We start from the raw sequence: 16,995 nt of genomic DNA on the forward strand, positions 1-16,995 counted from the left end.
CTACTACATAACATTAAAGATAAGGATGTTACTGAGTATTAATATATACGACTACGAAGTTGTTCAAATACCGGAACGTATCTAGAAAATACCGAGTAGAACGACTGAGATGGGGTCGAAATATGATATTCTGATACCACGTCCGTCGATTGTTCCGTTGCCAATCAAAAAATCGGGCAGGTTAGCTCGACTTCGCGCTGCGACCGCGGTGCGTTCAGATGACGTCCTCACGTTCGACGCCGTCGACTTCCAGCACGAGGTCCGGACCGTACGCGCCCGCGGGCGTCTGGAAGCCAGTCGGTGCCTCCCCGTCGAGGACGTGACGGGCGACGGCGAGCGCCGTCTCGACGGTCAGCGAGTAGGTGTGCGGGCCGCGTAGCCGGCTGACGACGCGGTCACCGTCGGCAGCTCGGGCTTCTCCCCAGACGTAGCTCTGCTCGGTGGCGCGTTCCTCGGCGTCGGGGCCATCCGTCGTCTGCTCGATGACCCACTTCAGTCCGGCTTTCACCGGCGGGAGGCCGAGGACGGGTGAGAGCATCCCGGCGATGCGCTGCTGGCGAGCGGCACTCTCGGGCATCGACATGTAGACGGTGACGTTCGGGATGCCGGTCGTGTAGTAGGCCGTCGAGACGTCGCCCCACGGGATGGCGGCGGCGTGTCGCCCGTCGTGGCCCCAGCCGAAGTCGACGGTCCGGGACTCGTGGGCCTGTCCGACGCGTTCGATACGGCCGTTCCGACGGACCGCTCCGCCCTCGTCGATGTGTTCGACCATCGTCTTCGCCGTGCCCCGAGAGACGCCCATCTCGGCGTGGAAGGCGAGTTCGAGCGTGTCGGCGTCGGGCAGCCGCTCGGCGAGGTGGGCGGCCAGACAGTCCGTCGGCACCACGTCGAAGCCAACGCCCGGTAGGAGCATCACGTCGGCCGCCTCAGCTTCCTTGTCCCAGCCGTGGATTGCTTCGAACACGCCGAGTTCGCCGGTGATATCGAGATAGTGTGTTCCCGTTCGGACGCAGGCGTCGACCATGGGCTCCCACGTCTGCGAGAACGGGCCAGCGCAGTGGATGACGGCGGTGGCATCCGCTAACAGCAGTTCGAGCACTTTCGGTTCGTCCAGTCCGACGACTTCGAACTCACAGCCGAGTTCGGCCGCCTGCCGGTCCACCTTCTCTCGATTTCGCCCGGCCAACACCGGGTCGAACCCGCGTTCGACGGCGGCTTCCGCGATGAGTTTCCCGGTGTAGCCGTAAGAGCCGTAGATAACCAGATCGCTCATACACGCCGTTCTCCGGACGCGTGGAAAAGCGTTGGCCGCGCGGTCCCTGTCTCGACCGGGACGTTGAAACGGCCCGATCGCGTACATCGGGACGACATGGACGAGGAGAGCCGAATCGCCGCGGTCGGCGACGTGCCCGAGGACGGCAGTTTTCTCTTTACCGTCCGCGACGGGTTCGACACCGAGGAAGCCATCCTCGTGCGCCTGACCGACGGCGTCGTCGCCTTCGAGAACTACTGTCCTCACTGGCGGGACATCCGACTGGACAAGGGTAGCGGAGCGACGATGCGCGAAGACGAACTGGTCTGTGAGAAACACGGCGCGACGTTTGAGTCCGATTCGGGCACCTGTACCTTCGGCCCCTGTGAGGGCGCGGTGCTGGAGGAAGTCGAAGTCACCGTCGAAGATGGCGAGGTCTACCTGACCGACGACCGCTACGAGTTCGAGAATCAGGGACCGTCGGGCGACCACGACCTCTCCTCGGGCGGGCGCATCGGCTTCTCCGGTCAGTAGACCGGGCTTGCCGACGCGGTATTCCAGATGGCGCTCTCGACGGTTATCCTATCTGATAGGCGGGTTCGGAGACGCTCTCGGCTTTACACTCCGGACACCGGCTGGGCCGGTTCGTCAGGTCGTCGAAGTCCGTGAAGCCACATCGCTCGCATTCCGGCGGCGCGACGAGCAACTGCTCGTCCGTGGAATCGAGTGACTTCGCGATGTGTTCGACGTGTGTGAGAGCGGTGTTAGTTCGGATTTCGAACGTTCGAGCGATCGTCCCTGCGGCCATCGGCTCATCGCGCAATCGGTCGGCGATGCGCTGGCGCGTCGTTCGACTTGCCTCGCGCATGGTAATTCTTAGCAACCGAGCGTAATAGGTTTTATGTGACCTATTTCATCGTCGCCTTTCCTCGCTCACTGCGGGAAGCGCGTGGCGGCTTCGGTGAATCGTACTCACTCCGTTCACGGGAATGCTCAGTACAGCGGATAGACGTCTCAAAGGGACGTATGAGACCCTGAAAGGCACCCGCTCTTAGTCGTCGAGCATATCACAGTGTCTATTATGGGAACTCCTACAAGCCCCGGCAACAGAAGAAGTTCAAGCGCATGAGCGTCATTTTGGAGTTCACACTCGACGCTGACGAGTTCACTCTTGGACAGGCTCTGTCAGGGCCACCCACGATGGAGATAGAACTCGAACGCATCGTCCCCACTGGCAAAGCCGTACTGCCGTTAATCTGGGTGACCGGCCCCACCGAAGACCTCGACACGTTCGAGACGGCGGTACGCAACCATCCGAACGTTGAAGCGTTCCGCGAACTCGACACGGTTGGCGACAGTCGCCTGTACCGATTCCGGTGGATGAACGACCCCGAGAATCTCATCGAAGAACTCGCAGACCTCGATGCGACCATCCTTGAGGCAATCGGGGACGACCAGTGGACATTTCGGGTTCGCTTTGCCGACCACGAGAAACTCACCCGTTTCCACAACTTCTGTACCGACCGGGGCATCAGGATTCACATTGAGCGCACGTACACACTAACCGAGGACACCGAACGCGGGCATCGCTTCGACCTCTCGCCCGAGCAGCGCGAAGCCCTCGTGTTGGCCTTGCGCCGAGGATACTTCGCCACGCCGAGGGAGGTCGAACTCACTGCTCTCGCTGACGAGCTCGGTATCTCCCGGCAGGCGGTCTCTGACAGGATTCGTCCTGCCAACGAGAAAGTCCTCCAGAAGGCTTTGCTCTCCGCCGGGTCGCAATACGAGTAATCGCGGCCTCTCTACTTAATAAAACGGCTGACTGGTCAAGGGATACTGATTTGCGAACAGGCCTAGTCCAGGTAACCAACCGAGGCAGTCACTCATGTCCACAGAAGATTATCGAGAGAAGTCGCGTTCTCACCTCGAAGATGCGATACAGGCTGAGGACCTAGAAACAAAGAACCACCATATCCGTGAGGCACTGCAACTCCTCGCCATTAAGACCCAAATCGCGTCTGCAAATCAAGGGAGAGAGAGTGCATGACACAATCAGAAGATGCCGACAAGGCATTCGCGGAAAGCGAGCCAGTCATTATGGCTGACGGGGAAACACACGTTCCATGTACTGCCCCGTCGTGTGACGAAAATGCGATCAACTCGTGTTATGATTCAAATATCGAGCAATACGTCGCTTTTTGCGACGATTGCATCGAGGAGTGGGTAGGGAAAAGTCACATCGAACTTGTCGACGGGTAATCAACGAAAATCCCCAACTGAACGTTCGTCGCTGGTGCGATGATGGGGTTCCCAAGTAACAGTCCAGAGACAGCCTCCGCCCCGCCTCACGTGCTGACTGACCTGCGCTCTGTATTCACCCGCTGATTTCCCACACCGTTCAATTCTGCCAGCTGTTCATCACGAACAGCAGCTGAAAAATAGAATTTCGGCAAGCGATATCAGTCGTCGTCGGCCTGCGCTTCGAGGTGGTCAGCCATCTCGGCCACCTCGTCTTTGAACTCGTCCAGATCGTACTCCAGTGCGTGAATCATCGCGCTGTACCGCGAGGTAAGACTCGAAAGCGCTACGACCTCTTCGAGTTCCTCGTCGGTCGCGCCATGCATCGCTGCGGCCTTCCGGTGGAAATGGATGCAGTAGGGACACTTGATGTTCGCTGCGACGGCCAGTCCCATCAGTTCCCGATACTTCGGCGGGATCTCGCTCTCCCCGACGGTGTACTTCTGGAAGAAGTGCCACTCGCCAGCCATGTCGTCCTCGGGGATCGAATCCAACGGCGTCGGGACCATCCCGAATGTCTCGGTTATCTCTCGTTCGACGTCTGTCGGTGACTCTTGGGTCGCCATAGCATCTCCCGATTGCTCTCCCGAAAGTATAGTTATGTGCTAACACGCCACATGTAATCCCCGGGAACAGTTCGGCGACGGACCGACTGGCCGTGGCTACCTGACAGGACGACGGATGGTACAGACCACCAGCGGGGCAGGAGAAAGCTCGATAAAACCGGTCGGTACGGTCAGCGAAACGACTCAGAACGTCGAGACGTCGCCTTCGATAACTTTTCGGGTCACGCCGGTCACGTCAGCCAGTTCCGCGTCGACGGCCTCGCGGACCTCGTCTTCGATGTCCCCGACGGCGACGCCGTCCTCAGTGACGAGCATCGCGTCGGCGACGTGTGGCTCGTCGATGGGCGAGCCGATCTGTGAGAGCAATCGGAGTTGGAGTTGGCGGATACCGTCGACCTCGTCGACCACGGACTGGGCGATTTCGGTCGAGAGGAGGTTGTAGATCTTCCCGATATGGTTGACGGGGTTCTTCCCCGAGGTGGCCTCCATGCTCATCGGTCGGTTGGGCGTGATGAGTCCGTTAGCGCGGTTGCCGCGGCCGACGGAGCCGTCGTCGCCCTGTTCGGCGCTCGTCCCAGTCGTCGTGAGATAGATGGACTCCTCGTCGTAGTCGTCGGCGGTGTTGACGTGGACGGTCACGTCGCGGTCGGTGTACTCGGTGGCGAGGTCGCTGACGTACTCGCGGACGTCCTCGACGGCCTCCTTGTAGGCGAAGAGGTCGCTGACGTGTTCGTCGACCATCGCCACGGCGACGGTCACGTCGATGTGGTCGCCCTCGCGCTTGCCCATCACCTTCACGTCCTGCCCGACGACGGGGTTGTCGGCGGCGTACTCGCTGGTGAGTTTGTGCTCGGTGTTGTAGACGATTTGTTCGGTCTCAGAGAGCGGCGCGTGGCCGACGCCGTAACTGGTGTCGTTGGCCATCGGGACGGCTCCCTCCTCGCCGAAGACGCTCTGGAGGTCGCCCGACCCCTCGCCGAGCTCCACGTCGACGATGATGTCGCCGCCGACGTCGAGGAACGGGAAGTGTTCGTCGAGATACTTGCGGGCGGCCTTCAGCGCGATACTCTCGGCGGGGATGCGCTGGCCCTCGTACTCCTTGGTCGCGCGGCCGACGATGAGCAGGTAGATGGGTTCGAGCACCTCGCCGCCGTCGTAGGCTGGAGCCGCGGTGCCGGCGACGAGTTGCGTCTCGTCTGTGTTGTAGTGGAGGACTTTGCCCACGCGGTCGAGGTACGTCTGGGCAAGAGCGCGTGAAACGCTCTCGGCGACGCCATCACAGATGGAGTCCGGGTGGCCGATACCCTTTCGCTCGACGATTTCGACGTTCTGGTCCTCGACGGCCAACCCGCTCTCGGGTTGGACGTGGATATTTCGGTCAGTCATTGCCCGACGTTCGCCGCGGCGGGTTCTATAACTTACGGGAACCGATCGGCAGAGAAAGATTACTCGCTCGCATCATCGAGCAAGAGGCCGAGGTACGACGTCCGCGTCTGGTCTTCGGGGTCCAACCCGAGGGCACGGAGCACCTCGAAGGCGCCCTCTCGCGCCGCTTCGACGCCGCTCTCGTCGGTCTCGGTTTCGACCTCGACGAACTCGCCGACGTCCTCGACGGCGTCGAGCGTCACCGTGTAGCCGTCGTAGCGGTAGAACCGCCGGTCTTTCTCCACAGTGGCCGCTGGTTCGAACCCCAACTGCTCGAAGATGGTATCGGCCTTCTCGCCGTCCATGACGCCTGTCTCGACTTCCTCTCTGGTCTTGGACTCGCTCTCGACGAGCGGCCCCTTGTACGTGATTCGTGTCTCCGTCTCACCGTCGCGCATCTCCCGGCGGACTCGCAGCGCCTCGTCCGTCTCTGCGAAGTCCCGATGCGGTGCGTCGTAGTAGATATCGACCTGTCGGACGTCGCCGGTGTGTTCGGCCCCCAGTTCGTCCAGTCGTGACGCGACGGCCTCTAAATCCGCGGCCACCTTCACCTCGACCTCGTACATGCGCCAGCGTCGGTCGGGGCGGTCAATAGGAATTTCGTTGGTGGCGCGACACGCTCCGGGAAGACTTTACCGTCACAACGCACGGGTACAGTGTATGGACGGTCGCTACGACCCTGTCGAGTCCCCCGACGAAACGACCGTCTTCCCGTATCACGACCTGACGCCGCCGACGACGGCCGACGTCGTCCGGGCGCGGCGCGTCGTCCGACAGCACCTCCCGACGACGCCGCTGGTCCGCTGTGAGACGCTGTCGGCCGAACTCGACGCCGAGGTGTATCTGAAGCGGGAAGACACCCTCCCCACGGGCGCGTTCAAAGTTCGCGGCGGAGTGAACCTCGTCTCGTCGCTGGATTCGGAGTTCTGCGAGCGCGGCCTCATCACGGCGAGTTCCGGCAACCACGGGCAGTCTATCGCGTGGGCCGGTCGGGAGTTCGGCGTTCCCGTCACCATCGGCGTCCCCGCCGAAGCCAACTCGGGGAAGGTGGCGGCGATGGAGCGACTCGGCGCGGAGGTCATCCAGCACGGTCCCGACTACGACGCCGCCCGCGAACACATCGAGGAACTCGCTATCGAACGCGGCGCGCGCTACGTCCATTCGGGTAACGAACCGAAACTGCTCGCTGGCGTCGGCACCGCGGGACTGGAAATCGCCGACGAACTGCCGGACGTGGACCGGGTGTTCTGCCCTATCGGTGGCGGCACCGCCGCCGTCGGCTACGCGCTCACCGTCGGCGAACTGCTAGACGCCGACATCGTCGGCGTGCAATCCGAGGCCGCTCCGGCGATGCACCGCGCGTGGACTGAGGGCACCCTCAGCGCGCACGACCGGATGGAGACGACGGCCGAGGGCGTGGCGACACGCGTCCCGTTCGCGTTGACGATGGGCATCTTGCGCGACGGCCTCGCGGACTTCCGACTCGTCTCCGAGGGCGACATCCGCGACGGCGTCGTCCGGCTGTTCCGTGACGAGCGACTCGTCATCGAGGGGGCCTGTGCCACCGCCGTCGCCGCCGCGTTACAGGCTGGCGACGCCATCGCTGGCGAAACCGTCGTCATCCCGGTCTCGGGGCGCAATATCGACCGCGAGAAGTTAGCGCGGATGCTCGACGAGAGCGATTACCCCGCGTAGGCCCGACGAGAAACGTTGTTCTTAAGAGTGGCACGACTGACGAACAGGGTATGAGCAACGACTCCGAGGCCGACACAGAAGACGTAGAAGAAGAAGCCGAAGAAGCGACGGCCGACGAAGAGACCGAGAACGGCCTGCAGGAGGGCGACGTCGTCAAACTCGCCTACACCGCCCGCACCGTCGAGGACGGGCAACTCGTAGACACGACGGACGAAGAGGTCGCCGCGGACGACGGCATCGACACCGAAGAACAGGAGTTCGGTCCCCGAACCATCGTCCTCGGCGAGAACCACATCTTCCCGGACGTCGAGGAAGATATCTACGGCAAGGATGTCGGCGACGAGGGCAGCGTCACCATCGCCGCCGCCGACGCCTTCGGCGAGTACGACGAGGAAGAGGTCCGCACCATCTCGAAGGACAAGATTCCGGAAGACGACCGCTACCCCGGCGCACACGTCGACGTCGACGGCCAGCACGGCCACGTCGAGACCATCATCGGCGGCCGCGCCCGCGTGGACTTTAACCACCCGCTGGCCGGCGAGGACGTCGAGTACGACTACGAGGTCGTCGAGGAAGTCACCGACCGCGAGGAGAAGGCCCAGGGCATCATCCAGATGATGCTCGACATGGAGCTCGACCTCTGGTTCGAGACGGACACCGTCGAAGAGGAGCAGCCCGTCGAGTCCGACGACGAGGACGACGAGGGCGAACCCGAGTTCGAAACCGTCCAGGTCGAGAAGGACACACTCTACATCGAGGCGACGCCGCAGCTAACGATGAACCAGCAGTGGATGATGGGCAAACAGCAGATCGCCCAGCAGCTCACCCAACTGCTCGACGTCGACCGAATCATCGTTCAGGAAGAGCTCGGCGGCGGCATGGGCATGGGAATGGGCGGCATGATGGGCGGCATGGGCGGTGCCGGCGGCGCTGACATCGAGGAAGCCCTCGAAGACGCCGACGTCGACGCCGAGGAGATCGTCGACGAGATCGAAGGCGCTGAAGAGTAACGCGGCTCCCGATTCTCGATTTTTCGCTGGTCTGAGCGGTGCGACTGCGTAGCGGGGCGGAGTGATGGCCGGGAGCGCGCTCCGTCGCGCGACCCGGGGAAGGGCAGGCTGATGGGCGAAGCATACCGCGCCGGAGGCGCGGTTTCACTGGTCGTGAACGGAGTGAACGACCAGCCTTTTTCGCCCACGTTTTTCGAGGCGTGGTTCGCGCGGAGCGCGAACCCAACGAAGAAAAAGGCGGTTAGGCGATATCCCGACTCGTGTCGATGCTGACCTCTTCGACGAGGTCGAGTTTGATGATGTCGCTTGGGGCGCGCCCGGCGCGGAACTTCGGGATGGCGAGGCGATTCTCCACCTCGTCGCTAGTTGTCGTGGTCTTGAGCTGGAACACCACGTCGGCGAAGTGCTCGGTCGTATCCCGGAGCGGCGGGACGTCCCGGCCGTCCAGACAGTGGAGGATTCCGAGACTGCCGGTGTTGACGATGTGGTTCTGGAGGTCGTTCATGAACGCACGAAACCGCGAGGGTGGTTCCTGGGCCTCCAGTACGTCAAGCGGGTCCACGATGAGGTTCGACGTTTCGGGGAGCGCGGAGACGAGCTTCCCGGCGTTGTCGAGGGGGGCCTCGCCAGAGATGTGTCGCACCGTCGGGTCGCCGGTATTAGCCGGCGTGTGTTCGATGCTGGCGACGATAGATTCGGCGGTGCGGTCGAGCGAGAGCCACAGCGTGCCGCGAGTGGCGGTGAGTTCGTAGAGGAACAGCTCCGCCTGGCTGGCCGGCTGTGCGGTGAGGGCGACGATGCTCCCGGCGGGGATGCCGCCATCGAGCTTCCGATCGAGAACGTCGATGCCCGTCCGTAGCCGGTTCACCATGCCATCAGAATATAGCCACTTCCATCCGATTAAGTATTCCGCTTGTGCAATAATTTCGCGCCGCTTAGGTATCGTGCGGCCGATTCCTCGGTTTGGAGCGGCGGTGATGGCAGTTTCGGGACGTGGACGACTTGCCGACAGTCGAACAGCGTCGAGGGGTCGACGCGGCCGTCGCTACGGACGAGAACGAGAAGCGCGGGCGGCGCGTCTAGTTGGCGCGCCATCGCCGCCGTCTTCGCGGTGTCTTGCAGGCTCTGTTCGTCCGGCGTCGAGACGAGGACGGTCCGGTCGGCGGTGCGAAGCGGCGCTGCCGCGGCTGGGCTCGCCCCCGCCGGGCAGTCGAGGAGGACGGGTCGATGACACCGTCGGAGGCGCTCGAACGCCGACACGGCCGTCGCGGTGTCGCTCTCTCGGCACGACAGGACGTCGACATTCGGGAACCGCGGCGACGATGTGGCGACAGCGGTCGGCTGTTCGCCGGCGGCGATAGCGGTGACGGCGGCAGCGTGGGCGACGCCCGCTCGGTGGTGGAGGTCCGGCATGTCGAGATCGGCGTCGACGACGAGCGGATTCGCTCCGAGTGTCACTAGTCCGCGAGCCAGGCCTAGCGCCGTCGTGGTCTTCCCGCAGCCCCCTTTGCCGCCAGCGATTGCGAACATACCGACTCTGGTTTCGCCATCGCTCTTGAATTCTCGGCGGGCGACACGGATGCGTGCGAGCGAACCGACCGGTGGCAGTGGCCAATAATCGTGGCCGTTGGGGGCGTGTCGGGAGATTCAAGAGCGTCGGGGGCGCGGTTCCGAGTGAGATGCGGCACGACCACATCATCAGCGCGAAACAGTTGTCGCGGGCCGACATCGAGGAGGTGCTCGACCACGCGGCCGACATCGCCGAGGACCCGACGGCGTTCGCGGACCGGCACGCGAACACGCTGCTCGGGATGCTCTTCTTCGAGCCGAGTACGCGGACGAAGATGAGTTTCACGGCGGCGATGAAGCGCCTCGGGGGCGACATCGTCGACATGGGCTCGGTCGAATCGTCGAGCGTCAAGAAAGGAGAGTCGCTGGCCGACACAGTCCGCGTCGTCGAGGGGTACGCCGACGCGCTCGTGCTCCGCCATCCGATGGAGGGATCGGCGAAGATGGCCAGCGAATTCGTCGACGTGCCGCTCGTCAACGCCGGCGACGGGGCGGGCCAGCACCCGACCCAGACCTTACTCGACCTCTACACGATTCGGGAGAACGCGGGGTTCGACGACCTCACCATCGGCATCATGGGCGACCTGAAATACGGCCGGACGGTCCACTCGTTGGCCCACGCCCTAACTAACGTCGACGCTCGCCAGCACTTTATCAGCCCCGAGTCGCTGCAACTGCCCCGCTCGGTTCGCTACGATCTGCATCAAGAAGGGGCCGAGGTCCGCGAACACACCGGATTGGAGGAGGTGCTGCCTGAATTGGACGTGCTCTACGTCACTCGTATCCAGCGCGAGCGCTTCCCGGACGAGAGCGAGTACCGCGAAGTCGCCGGCCAGTATCAGATAGACAGCGAAACCCTGGAGGCGGCGAAAGACGACCTGACGGTGATGCACCCGCTGCCGCGGGTAGACGAGATTGCACACGACGTAGACGCCACCGACCACGCGAAGTACTTCCAGCAGGCCCACAACGGCGTCCCGGTACGGATGGCACTTCTCGACCTGATACTCGGAGGTGAAACATGAGCGACGACGACCAGGAACTTCGCGTTTCGAAGATTCGTAACGGTACCGTCATCGACCACATTACGGGCGGACAAGCACTGAACGTCCTCGCCATCCTCGGCATTGATGGCACCAGCGGCGAGTCCGTCTCCGTGGCGATGAACATGCCTTCTGACCGACTGGGGAAGAAAGACATCGTGAAAGTAGAGGGTCGGGAACTCTCTCAGAACGAGGTCGACGTCCTCTCGCTCATCGCTCCCGCAGCGTCTATCAACATCGTTCGGGACTACGATGTCGTCGAGAAGCACCGCGTCGAGCGCCCCTCCGTGGTCGTGGGCGTCCTCGAATGTCCGAACCACAACTGCATCACGACCGAGGACGAACCCGTCCAGTCTCGCTTTGCTGTCGTCGACGACGGCGTGCGCTGTGAGTACTGCGACACCATCATCCGCGACGAACTGCCCGCTCACATCCTCGCCGAGTGAGAGTCGCCGCGCGCTATCGGTGGTGTCGTGCCGCGACGCGCTCGCCGACAGTTTTTCACCCGGCGGCGACTGTCACCGCACATGAGTCACGACCACGACGAGCATGGAGACGGACACGACAGTCGTCCCGGCCCCGACGACCACCACGACGACGATGCCGACGCGGTGACGGTGGGGGTCCTCACCGTCTCCTCCTCACGGTCGCTGGAGTCTGACTCCGCTGGCGACGCTATCGAGACGGCTCTCGAAGACGCCGACCACGAGGTACTGGACCGCCAGCTCGTTACCGACGACGCTCCCGCGATCGCGGACGCTGTCGCCGCGGCGCTGGACAACGGTGCGGACGTCGTCGTGACGACGGGCGGGACTGGCCTGACCGAAGACGACGTGACCGTCGAGGCCGCCGGCGCGCTGTTCGACCGCGAGATTCCCGGCTTCGGCGAGCTGTTCCGCTGGCTCTCTTACGAGGAGGTGGGTCCGATGGCGATGGCCTCGCGCGCGACGGCGGGCGTCGTCGACGACCGGCTCGTCTTCTGTCTGCCCGGCAGTGAGAACGCCGCCCGACTCGGGAGCGAGGAACTGATAGCGCCCGCTGTCGGGCATTTACTCGGGCTCGTGAGGAGATAGCGAGGGTCTGACCGCAGGGAAGACCCTCGACGGAGCGGCGACCATAGCGAACCGCGGAGCAGTAGCGAGGGACTGACCCAGGGAAGAACCTCGATAAACCACAGCGGCGGAAACAAGGACCCATCACAGTTTTGCGGCGTGTCCCGCTACTCTTGCGCATGAGCGACGAGTTCACGCACGTCGACGACGACGGGGACGCACAAATGGTCGACGTCGGCGGGAAGGCCAACAGCGAGCGCCGGGCGGTCGCCCGCGGCGAAATCTCCCTCTCGGAGAGCACGATCGCGGCAATCGCCGCCGACGACGTGGCGAAAGGCGACGTACTGGCGACGGCGCGCATCGGCGCGATTCAGGCTGTCAAGCACACGTGGGAAACGATTCCGATGTGTCACCAGATTCCCATCACCAACGTCGATGTCGAGTTCGACGTGGGCGAGGAGGCGGTCACACTCACAGTCGCCGTCGAGACAGTCGGCAAGACGGGGTGTGAGATGGAAGCGCTAGAGGGCGTGACGACCGGCTTGAACGTCGTCTGGGATATGGTGAAAGCGAGCGAAAAGGACGCCGACGGCGAGTATCCAGTGGCAGCCATCGAGGACGTTCGCGTCGTGGAAAAATCGGTCGAGCGGGCGTGATAGAAGCAATTCGGATCTGATGAGACCTCACGGCGTCTATCGCAAGCCCACGCTATTTAGGCGTCTATACCGACTTTTTTATATGAGCAAGGTTCGAGACGAGACACGAGATATCGATGTCAATGGACTGACTGTTCGCTGTCACATCGACGGCCCCGAGGGCGCCACGCCAATCGTCCTCGTCCACGGCGCTGGACCGGATGCCGCGGGCGTATCCTGGAAGAAGACCGCCCCGTCGCTCGCAGAATCGTATCGCGTGTATGCACCGGATTTACCGGGATACGGGGAGAGTGACCGTCTCCCCCAGGACGTCGAACCGACGACTGACTTCTATATTGGTGTGCTAGATGTCCTTCTCAGAGAACTGGGTCTCGACGAGGCGACGCTCGTCGGCATTTCGAAAGGTGGCGGAATCGTCCTTGGCTATACGCTCAGCCACCCGGACAGCGTTGCCGGGCTCGTCCTCGTCGACAGCTACGGTCTCGGCAATCAGGTACCTGGCGGCCGGAAGACCGCCGTGACAGTAAAAATCCCGGAACTTCTAGAGACATCGTGGTGGACGATGAAGAAGAGCCGTAAGGTGACGAAGGCGTCTATGGGGAACGTGGCCCTCCCCGAGAACATCGACGAGGAGTTCGTTGACGACGTTCATCGGCAGCTCCAGCGCCCGAACTCGGGTGACGCCTTCGTCAGATGGGCTCGTTTGGAGATGCATCTCTCTGGCCCGCGGACGAATTACTTCGACCGAATCTCGGACCTTCCCGTGACAACCCTCTTCGTTCACGGGAAGGAAGACCGACTCGTCCCGCCGAGCCTCTCGAAGCGCGCGGCCAAGGTGGCGCCTGTTGCCGATCTGGTTACGGTCGAGCAGTGCGGGCACTGGGTGTCACGTGAACGTCCTGAAGCGTTCGTCTCCCAACTCGAAGCCTGGTTAGAGCAGAGCGTACTGGCGACGTGAAAGTGTAATACTCGCCACGTAGTACTGACTCTCTGCTGAACCCATCCTCTGTATGCAGCACACCATTCTTAACAGCAGTTGAAGAGACTGCATTCCACAGCGCTACATCGATTACTTGTACTGACCGAAGGAGAATCCGGGCCGATTAGTCATACCGGATTCAATAGAGCTAAAACTCCCTGGTTGGGGTTACCGCCACGGTGTCGCCCGAAGCGCGTGCACGACGAGTAACGTTCCGAGCGCGACGCTGAGCAGGATGACGGCGACGGGGAGGGCGGCGTCCAGGCCCGTCGAAATGAACGACGCCCAGATCTGGACTGGGAGGGTGCGCGGGTAGTACGCGAGCATCATCGTCGCGCCGAACTCGCCAAGTGCTCGGGCAAAGGTGAGAACGAGGCCCGCGAGGATTCCGGGTTTCGCTAAGGGGACCGTCACCGTCCGCATCGTCTCGCCCCAGCTCCGACCGAGCGAGCGGGCCGCTTCCTCGAAGTGGTCGTCGACGCCGTCGAAGGCGGCCTTCGCCGTCACGACGAAGAACGGGGCGGCGACGAACGTCTGTGCGGCGACGACGCCCAGCAACGAGCGGGTCAGTCGGAAGTCTGTGAGCCCGCCCAGTCCCGCCGGTCCGACGACGGTCAACAGGAGCATTCCGCTGACGATGGGCGGCAGTACCAGCGGGAGGACGACGACGCCGAGCGCCAGCGTCGCGAGGACGTGGTCGCTGCGCGAGAGCCAGTAGGCGAGCGGTAAGCCGAAGACGAGCGAGATGGTCGTACTGGTGAGTGCGGCCACCAGCGAGGTCGTCGCGGCGTCGACGACGTATCCGGCAGTCAATTGCGTCAGCGCCGTCGGCGAGTACGTCACGACGAGGACGGCGAGCGGGACGACAAAGTACAGCAACAGCACCGCTCCCAGCACCGGAACGAGGTGTCGGAGTTCGGGACCAGCGCCGCGGGTCGGCGTCTCAGCCCCGGAGACCGTTCGGGACATCGCCCTCCATACGTGGGTACTGATCACGGACGGTGAAACCGTGTTCGCTCAGCCACGAGCCCGAGAGCACCGACTCGAACGCCTCCATCGTCGCGTCGTCGTCGGTTCGGCGGGTCGAGGCGTACTCGATAGGTGACCCACGGGCGACGGTCCCGTCGGGGAGTTCGTACTGGACGGACGCGTACTCGTCTGCGAAAGCGGGGTCGCCGAGGTTGACGGCCGGTGGCAGTTCCCGGAACGGGTAGTCGCGCTCGACGGCCATGCTTCGGTAGACGACGGCGGCGTCGACGCTCCCCGTTTCGAACTGCGCCAGCAGTTGCGTCTCGGGGTAGCGCTGGTCTGGTTTCAGTACGTCGTCGGCGAGCGTCGGTTTGTCGCGGCGGCGAGCCGCGAGTTCGAGCGCGAAGACCGTCCGGTAGCCCAGCGGGTCGAGGTCGGGATCGGTGCGGCCGAAGGAGACATCGGCCTCGGTCAGCGGTGCGGTCCACGTCGGCGCGTCGGCGACCCGCTGGCCGCCGTCCGTCTTCGGGTTGTACGAAAGCACCAGCTCGTTGCTGGCGACGACGGCGTACCACGGGGTTGCGAGAAGTCGCTCGAACAGTGCTGGGTCAGCCAGTGCCAGTATCTCGGGGTCGCGTTTCCCGTCGGCGACGAGCCGCGCAGCGTGGACGGAGCCGTGTGATTCGACCGCCAACTCGGCAGTCGTCTCCTGCTGGAGGGTCCCGCTCGCGGCCGCCTGTAGGCTCCCGGCGACGAGGGTCCGTACCCGCGACTGTGCCAGCCCGGAGCACCCACCGATTCCGGCGGCGAGGCCGCTTCCGAGGGCGGCGAGGACGTTTCGCCGACGCCAGTTGCTCATCACGTAGCGATTGGTGAGTCGCCCACTTTGCTGTTCGGATGCGCGCGAAAACCGCCGACCCGCAGTTTTATAACTTAGTGATATAACTAGGTTATCCATGACGCAACTGGAGGCCGCACGGTGCGGGACCGTCACAGAAGCGATGGACCGGGTCGCCGAACGAGAGCACGTCTCAGCGGAGTTCGTCCGCCAGCAAGTCGCTGAGGGACAGGCCGTGATCCCGAACAACGTCGGGCACGACGCGCTGGACCCGATGGTCATCGGTCCGGAGTTCGGAACGAAGGTCAACGCCAATATCGGCAACAGCGAGGAGACCAGCGACATCGAGGGCGAACTCTCGAAACTGCACACCGCCGTCCACTACGGCGCCGACACCGTAATGGACCTCTCGACGGGGAGCGACCTGGACGCGATTCGGGAGACGAACGTCGAACACTCGCCGGTCCCCATCGGTACGGTGCCGATATACGAGGCTGTCAAGCGTGCCGGCGACGCGACGGAAATCACTCACGAGCTACTGCTCGACGTCATCGAGAAACAGGCCGAACAGGGTGTCGATTACATGACGATACACGCCGGCGTGCTGCTGGAACACCTCCCCCTGACCGACGGCCGCAAGACCGGCATCGTCTCCCGCGGTGGGTCCATCCTCGCACAGTGGATGGAAGAAAACGGGATGCAGAACCCGCTGTACGCAAAGTTCGAGGATATCTGCGAAATCTTCGCCGCGTACGACGTGACGGTCAGTCTCGGCGACGGCCTCCGACCTGGCTGTCTCGCCGATTCGGGCGACGACGCGCAGTTCGCCGAGTTGGACACGTTGGGCGAACTCACGCAGACGGCGTGGGATCACGGCGTGCAGGTGATGGTCGAGGGACCGGGCCACGTCCCGATGGACCAGATCGCCGGACAGGTCGAGCGCCAGCGGGAGATCTGCGACGGCGCACCGTTCTACGTCCTCGGGCCGCTGGTGACCGACGTCGCGCCGGGCTACGACCACATCACGAGTGCCATCGGTGCGACGGAGGCGGCCCGTGCCGGTGCCGCGATGCTGTGTTACGTCACGCCCAAGGAACATCTCGGCCTCCCCGAGGAGGAGGACGTTCGGGAGGGCTTAGCCGCCTACCGTATCGCCGCCCACGCTGCCGACGTGGCTGACGGACGAGAAGGTGCTCGCGCGTGGGACGACGCGCTCTCGGAGGCGCGCTATGCCTTCGACTGGCGCGAGCAGTTCGAGTTGGCGCTCGACCCCGACCGTGCCCGCGAGTACCACGACCAGACGCTCCCCGGCGACAACTACAAGGACGCCCGCTTTTGCTCGATGTGTGGCGTCGACTTCTGCTCGATGCGTATCGACCAAGACGCCCGCGAGAGCGGTGAAATGGCCGACATCGAGACCGGCAGTGCGGACCGAACTGACGTGTCGGCGACCGCGGCCGCCGAGGTCAACCGTCCGCCAGTCGGCACACACGACGCCGTCGCGGTGACGGACGACGGGACACCGGACGACGCGACGCAGGCTGACGACGACTGAGCGAGTGATCATCTGGGCGATAGTATTTTACGAGCGCCGTTCGCATCTCGAAACGATGTCGAAGAAGGTACTTGCCCTGGTCGCCGTC

The 16,995-nt window shown here is 63.4% G+C and carries 19 protein-coding genes; 10 read left to right on the forward strand and 9 right to left on the reverse strand.

Going from position 1 to position 16,995, the window contains the following annotated elements; genetic code table 11:
• Positions 1–214: 214 nt before the first annotated feature.
• Positions 215–1,273, reverse strand: coding sequence for a saccharopine dehydrogenase family protein (locus E4S61_RS02950; RefSeq protein ID WP_135302408.1), 1,059 nt, complete (start codon positions 1,271–1,273; stop codon positions 215–217).
• A gap of 96 nt (positions 1,274–1,369) precedes the next feature.
• Here E4S61_RS02950 and E4S61_RS02955 point away from each other — a divergent pair, with 96 nt between their 5' ends.
• Positions 1,370–1,786: a Rieske (2Fe-2S) protein gene (locus E4S61_RS02955; protein ID WP_135302409.1), complete on the forward strand. Its 417-nt coding sequence runs from the start codon at positions 1,370–1,372 to the stop codon at positions 1,784–1,786.
• Between the two features lie 43 nt (positions 1,787–1,829).
• On the opposite strand, the gene E4S61_RS02960 is transcribed toward E4S61_RS02955, so the two are convergent.
• Positions 1,830–2,120, reverse strand: coding sequence for a transcriptional regulator (locus tag E4S61_RS02960; RefSeq protein WP_135302410.1), 291 nt, complete (start codon positions 2,118–2,120; stop codon positions 1,830–1,832).
• A gap of 257 nt (positions 2,121–2,377) precedes the next feature.
• Here E4S61_RS02960 and E4S61_RS02965 point away from each other — a divergent pair, with 257 nt between their 5' ends.
• Positions 2,378–3,043 carry a helix-turn-helix domain-containing protein gene (locus E4S61_RS02965; RefSeq protein ID WP_135302411.1) on the forward strand — a complete coding sequence of 222 codons (666 nt, stop codon included), beginning with the start codon at positions 2,378–2,380 and terminating at the stop codon, positions 3,041–3,043.
• A 668-nt stretch (positions 3,044–3,711) separates the two neighbouring features.
• Here E4S61_RS02965 and E4S61_RS02970 read toward each other — a convergent pair.
• The 3 genes from E4S61_RS02970 to cyaB all read right to left on the reverse strand — a co-directional run bounded on the left by E4S61_RS02970 (position 3,712) and on the right by cyaB (position 6,107).
• Entirely contained in the window at positions 3,712–4,116 is a 405-nt protein-coding gene (locus E4S61_RS02970; protein ID WP_135302412.1) for a carboxymuconolactone decarboxylase family protein, read from the reverse strand.
• Positions 4,117–4,299: 183 nt separating this feature from the next.
• Positions 4,300–5,502: a methionine adenosyltransferase gene (locus E4S61_RS02975; RefSeq protein WP_135302413.1), complete on the reverse strand. Its 1,203-nt coding sequence runs from the start codon at positions 5,500–5,502 to the stop codon at positions 4,300–4,302.
• Between the two features lie 59 nt (positions 5,503–5,561).
• Positions 5,562–6,107 (reverse strand): class IV adenylate cyclase, encoded by a 546-nt coding sequence (gene cyaB, locus E4S61_RS02980; protein WP_135302414.1) that lies wholly within the window; start codon positions 6,105–6,107, stop codon positions 5,562–5,564.
• 94 nt (positions 6,108–6,201) lie between these two features.
• Here cyaB and E4S61_RS02985 point away from each other — a divergent pair, with 94 nt between their 5' ends.
• Positions 6,202–7,236, forward strand: coding sequence for a threonine ammonia-lyase (locus E4S61_RS02985; RefSeq protein ID WP_135302415.1), 1,035 nt, complete (start codon positions 6,202–6,204; stop codon positions 7,234–7,236).
• Between the two features lie 50 nt (positions 7,237–7,286).
• Positions 7,287–8,246, forward strand: a complete 960-nt coding sequence (locus tag E4S61_RS02990; protein ID WP_135302416.1) for an FKBP-type peptidyl-prolyl cis-trans isomerase — start codon at positions 7,287–7,289, stop codon at positions 8,244–8,246.
• 241 nt (positions 8,247–8,487) lie between these two features.
• On the opposite strand, the gene E4S61_RS02995 is transcribed toward E4S61_RS02990, so the two are convergent.
• Together E4S61_RS02995 and E4S61_RS03000 are read right to left on the reverse strand one after the other, a co-directional pair.
• Positions 8,488–9,117, reverse strand: a complete 630-nt coding sequence (locus tag E4S61_RS02995) for an RAD55 family ATPase (RefSeq protein ID WP_135302417.1) — start codon at positions 9,115–9,117, stop codon at positions 8,488–8,490.
• 29 nt (positions 9,118–9,146) lie between these two features.
• Positions 9,147–9,776, reverse strand: coding sequence for a MinD/ParA family ATP-binding protein (locus E4S61_RS03000; protein WP_135302418.1), 630 nt, complete (start codon positions 9,774–9,776; stop codon positions 9,147–9,149).
• Between the two features lie 149 nt (positions 9,777–9,925).
• Between E4S61_RS03000 and pyrB the strand changes: the two genes are divergently transcribed.
• The 5 genes from pyrB to E4S61_RS03025 all read left to right on the forward strand — a co-directional run bounded on the left by pyrB (position 9,926) and on the right by E4S61_RS03025 (position 13,524).
• Positions 9,926–10,840 carry an aspartate carbamoyltransferase gene (gene pyrB, locus E4S61_RS03005; RefSeq protein ID WP_135302419.1) on the forward strand — a complete coding sequence of 305 codons (915 nt, stop codon included), beginning with the start codon at positions 9,926–9,928 and terminating at the stop codon, positions 10,838–10,840.
• Positions 10,837–11,304, forward strand: a complete 468-nt coding sequence (pyrI, locus tag E4S61_RS03010; protein WP_135302420.1) for an aspartate carbamoyltransferase regulatory subunit — start codon at positions 10,837–10,839, stop codon at positions 11,302–11,304. The genes pyrB and pyrI overlap by 4 nt, the downstream gene beginning before the upstream one ends.
• Before the next feature lie 81 nt (positions 11,305–11,385).
• The gene (locus tag E4S61_RS03015; protein ID WP_135302421.1) at positions 11,386–11,931 is read left to right on the forward strand and encodes a MogA/MoaB family molybdenum cofactor biosynthesis protein; all 546 of its coding nucleotides are present in this window, start codon (positions 11,386–11,388) and stop codon (positions 11,929–11,931) included.
• Between the two features lie 158 nt (positions 11,932–12,089).
• Positions 12,090–12,566: a cyclic pyranopterin monophosphate synthase MoaC gene (gene moaC, locus E4S61_RS03020; protein ID WP_135302422.1), complete on the forward strand. Its 477-nt coding sequence runs from the start codon at positions 12,090–12,092 to the stop codon at positions 12,564–12,566.
• Positions 12,567–12,648: 82 nt separating this feature from the next.
• Positions 12,649–13,524 (forward strand): alpha/beta fold hydrolase, encoded by an 876-nt coding sequence (locus E4S61_RS03025; RefSeq protein ID WP_167768393.1) that lies wholly within the window; start codon positions 12,649–12,651, stop codon positions 13,522–13,524.
• A 189-nt stretch (positions 13,525–13,713) separates the two neighbouring features.
• Here the strand turns inward: E4S61_RS03025 and E4S61_RS03030 are convergent, their stop codons facing one another.
• Positions 13,714–14,514: an ABC transporter permease gene (locus E4S61_RS03030; protein ID WP_135302424.1), complete on the reverse strand. Its 801-nt coding sequence runs from the start codon at positions 14,512–14,514 to the stop codon at positions 13,714–13,716.
• Complete coding sequence (locus E4S61_RS03035) at positions 14,489–15,373, reverse strand: extracellular solute-binding protein (RefSeq protein WP_135302425.1); 885 nt, start codon at positions 15,371–15,373, stop codon at positions 14,489–14,491. The genes E4S61_RS03030 and E4S61_RS03035 overlap by 26 nt, the downstream gene beginning before the upstream one ends.
• Before the next feature lie 97 nt (positions 15,374–15,470).
• On the opposite strand from E4S61_RS03035, the gene thiC reads away from it, so the two are divergent.
• A complete protein-coding gene (thiC, locus tag E4S61_RS03040; RefSeq protein WP_135302426.1) occupies positions 15,471–16,907 on the forward strand; it encodes a phosphomethylpyrimidine synthase ThiC in 1,437 nt (478 codons plus the stop codon).
• The last annotated feature ends 88 nt before the right edge of the window (positions 16,908–16,995 follow it).

Source organism: Haloarcula amylovorans, from assembly GCF_004681185.1.
GTDB lineage: Archaea > Halobacteriota > Halobacteria > Halobacteriales > Haloarculaceae > Haloarcula > Haloarcula amylovorans.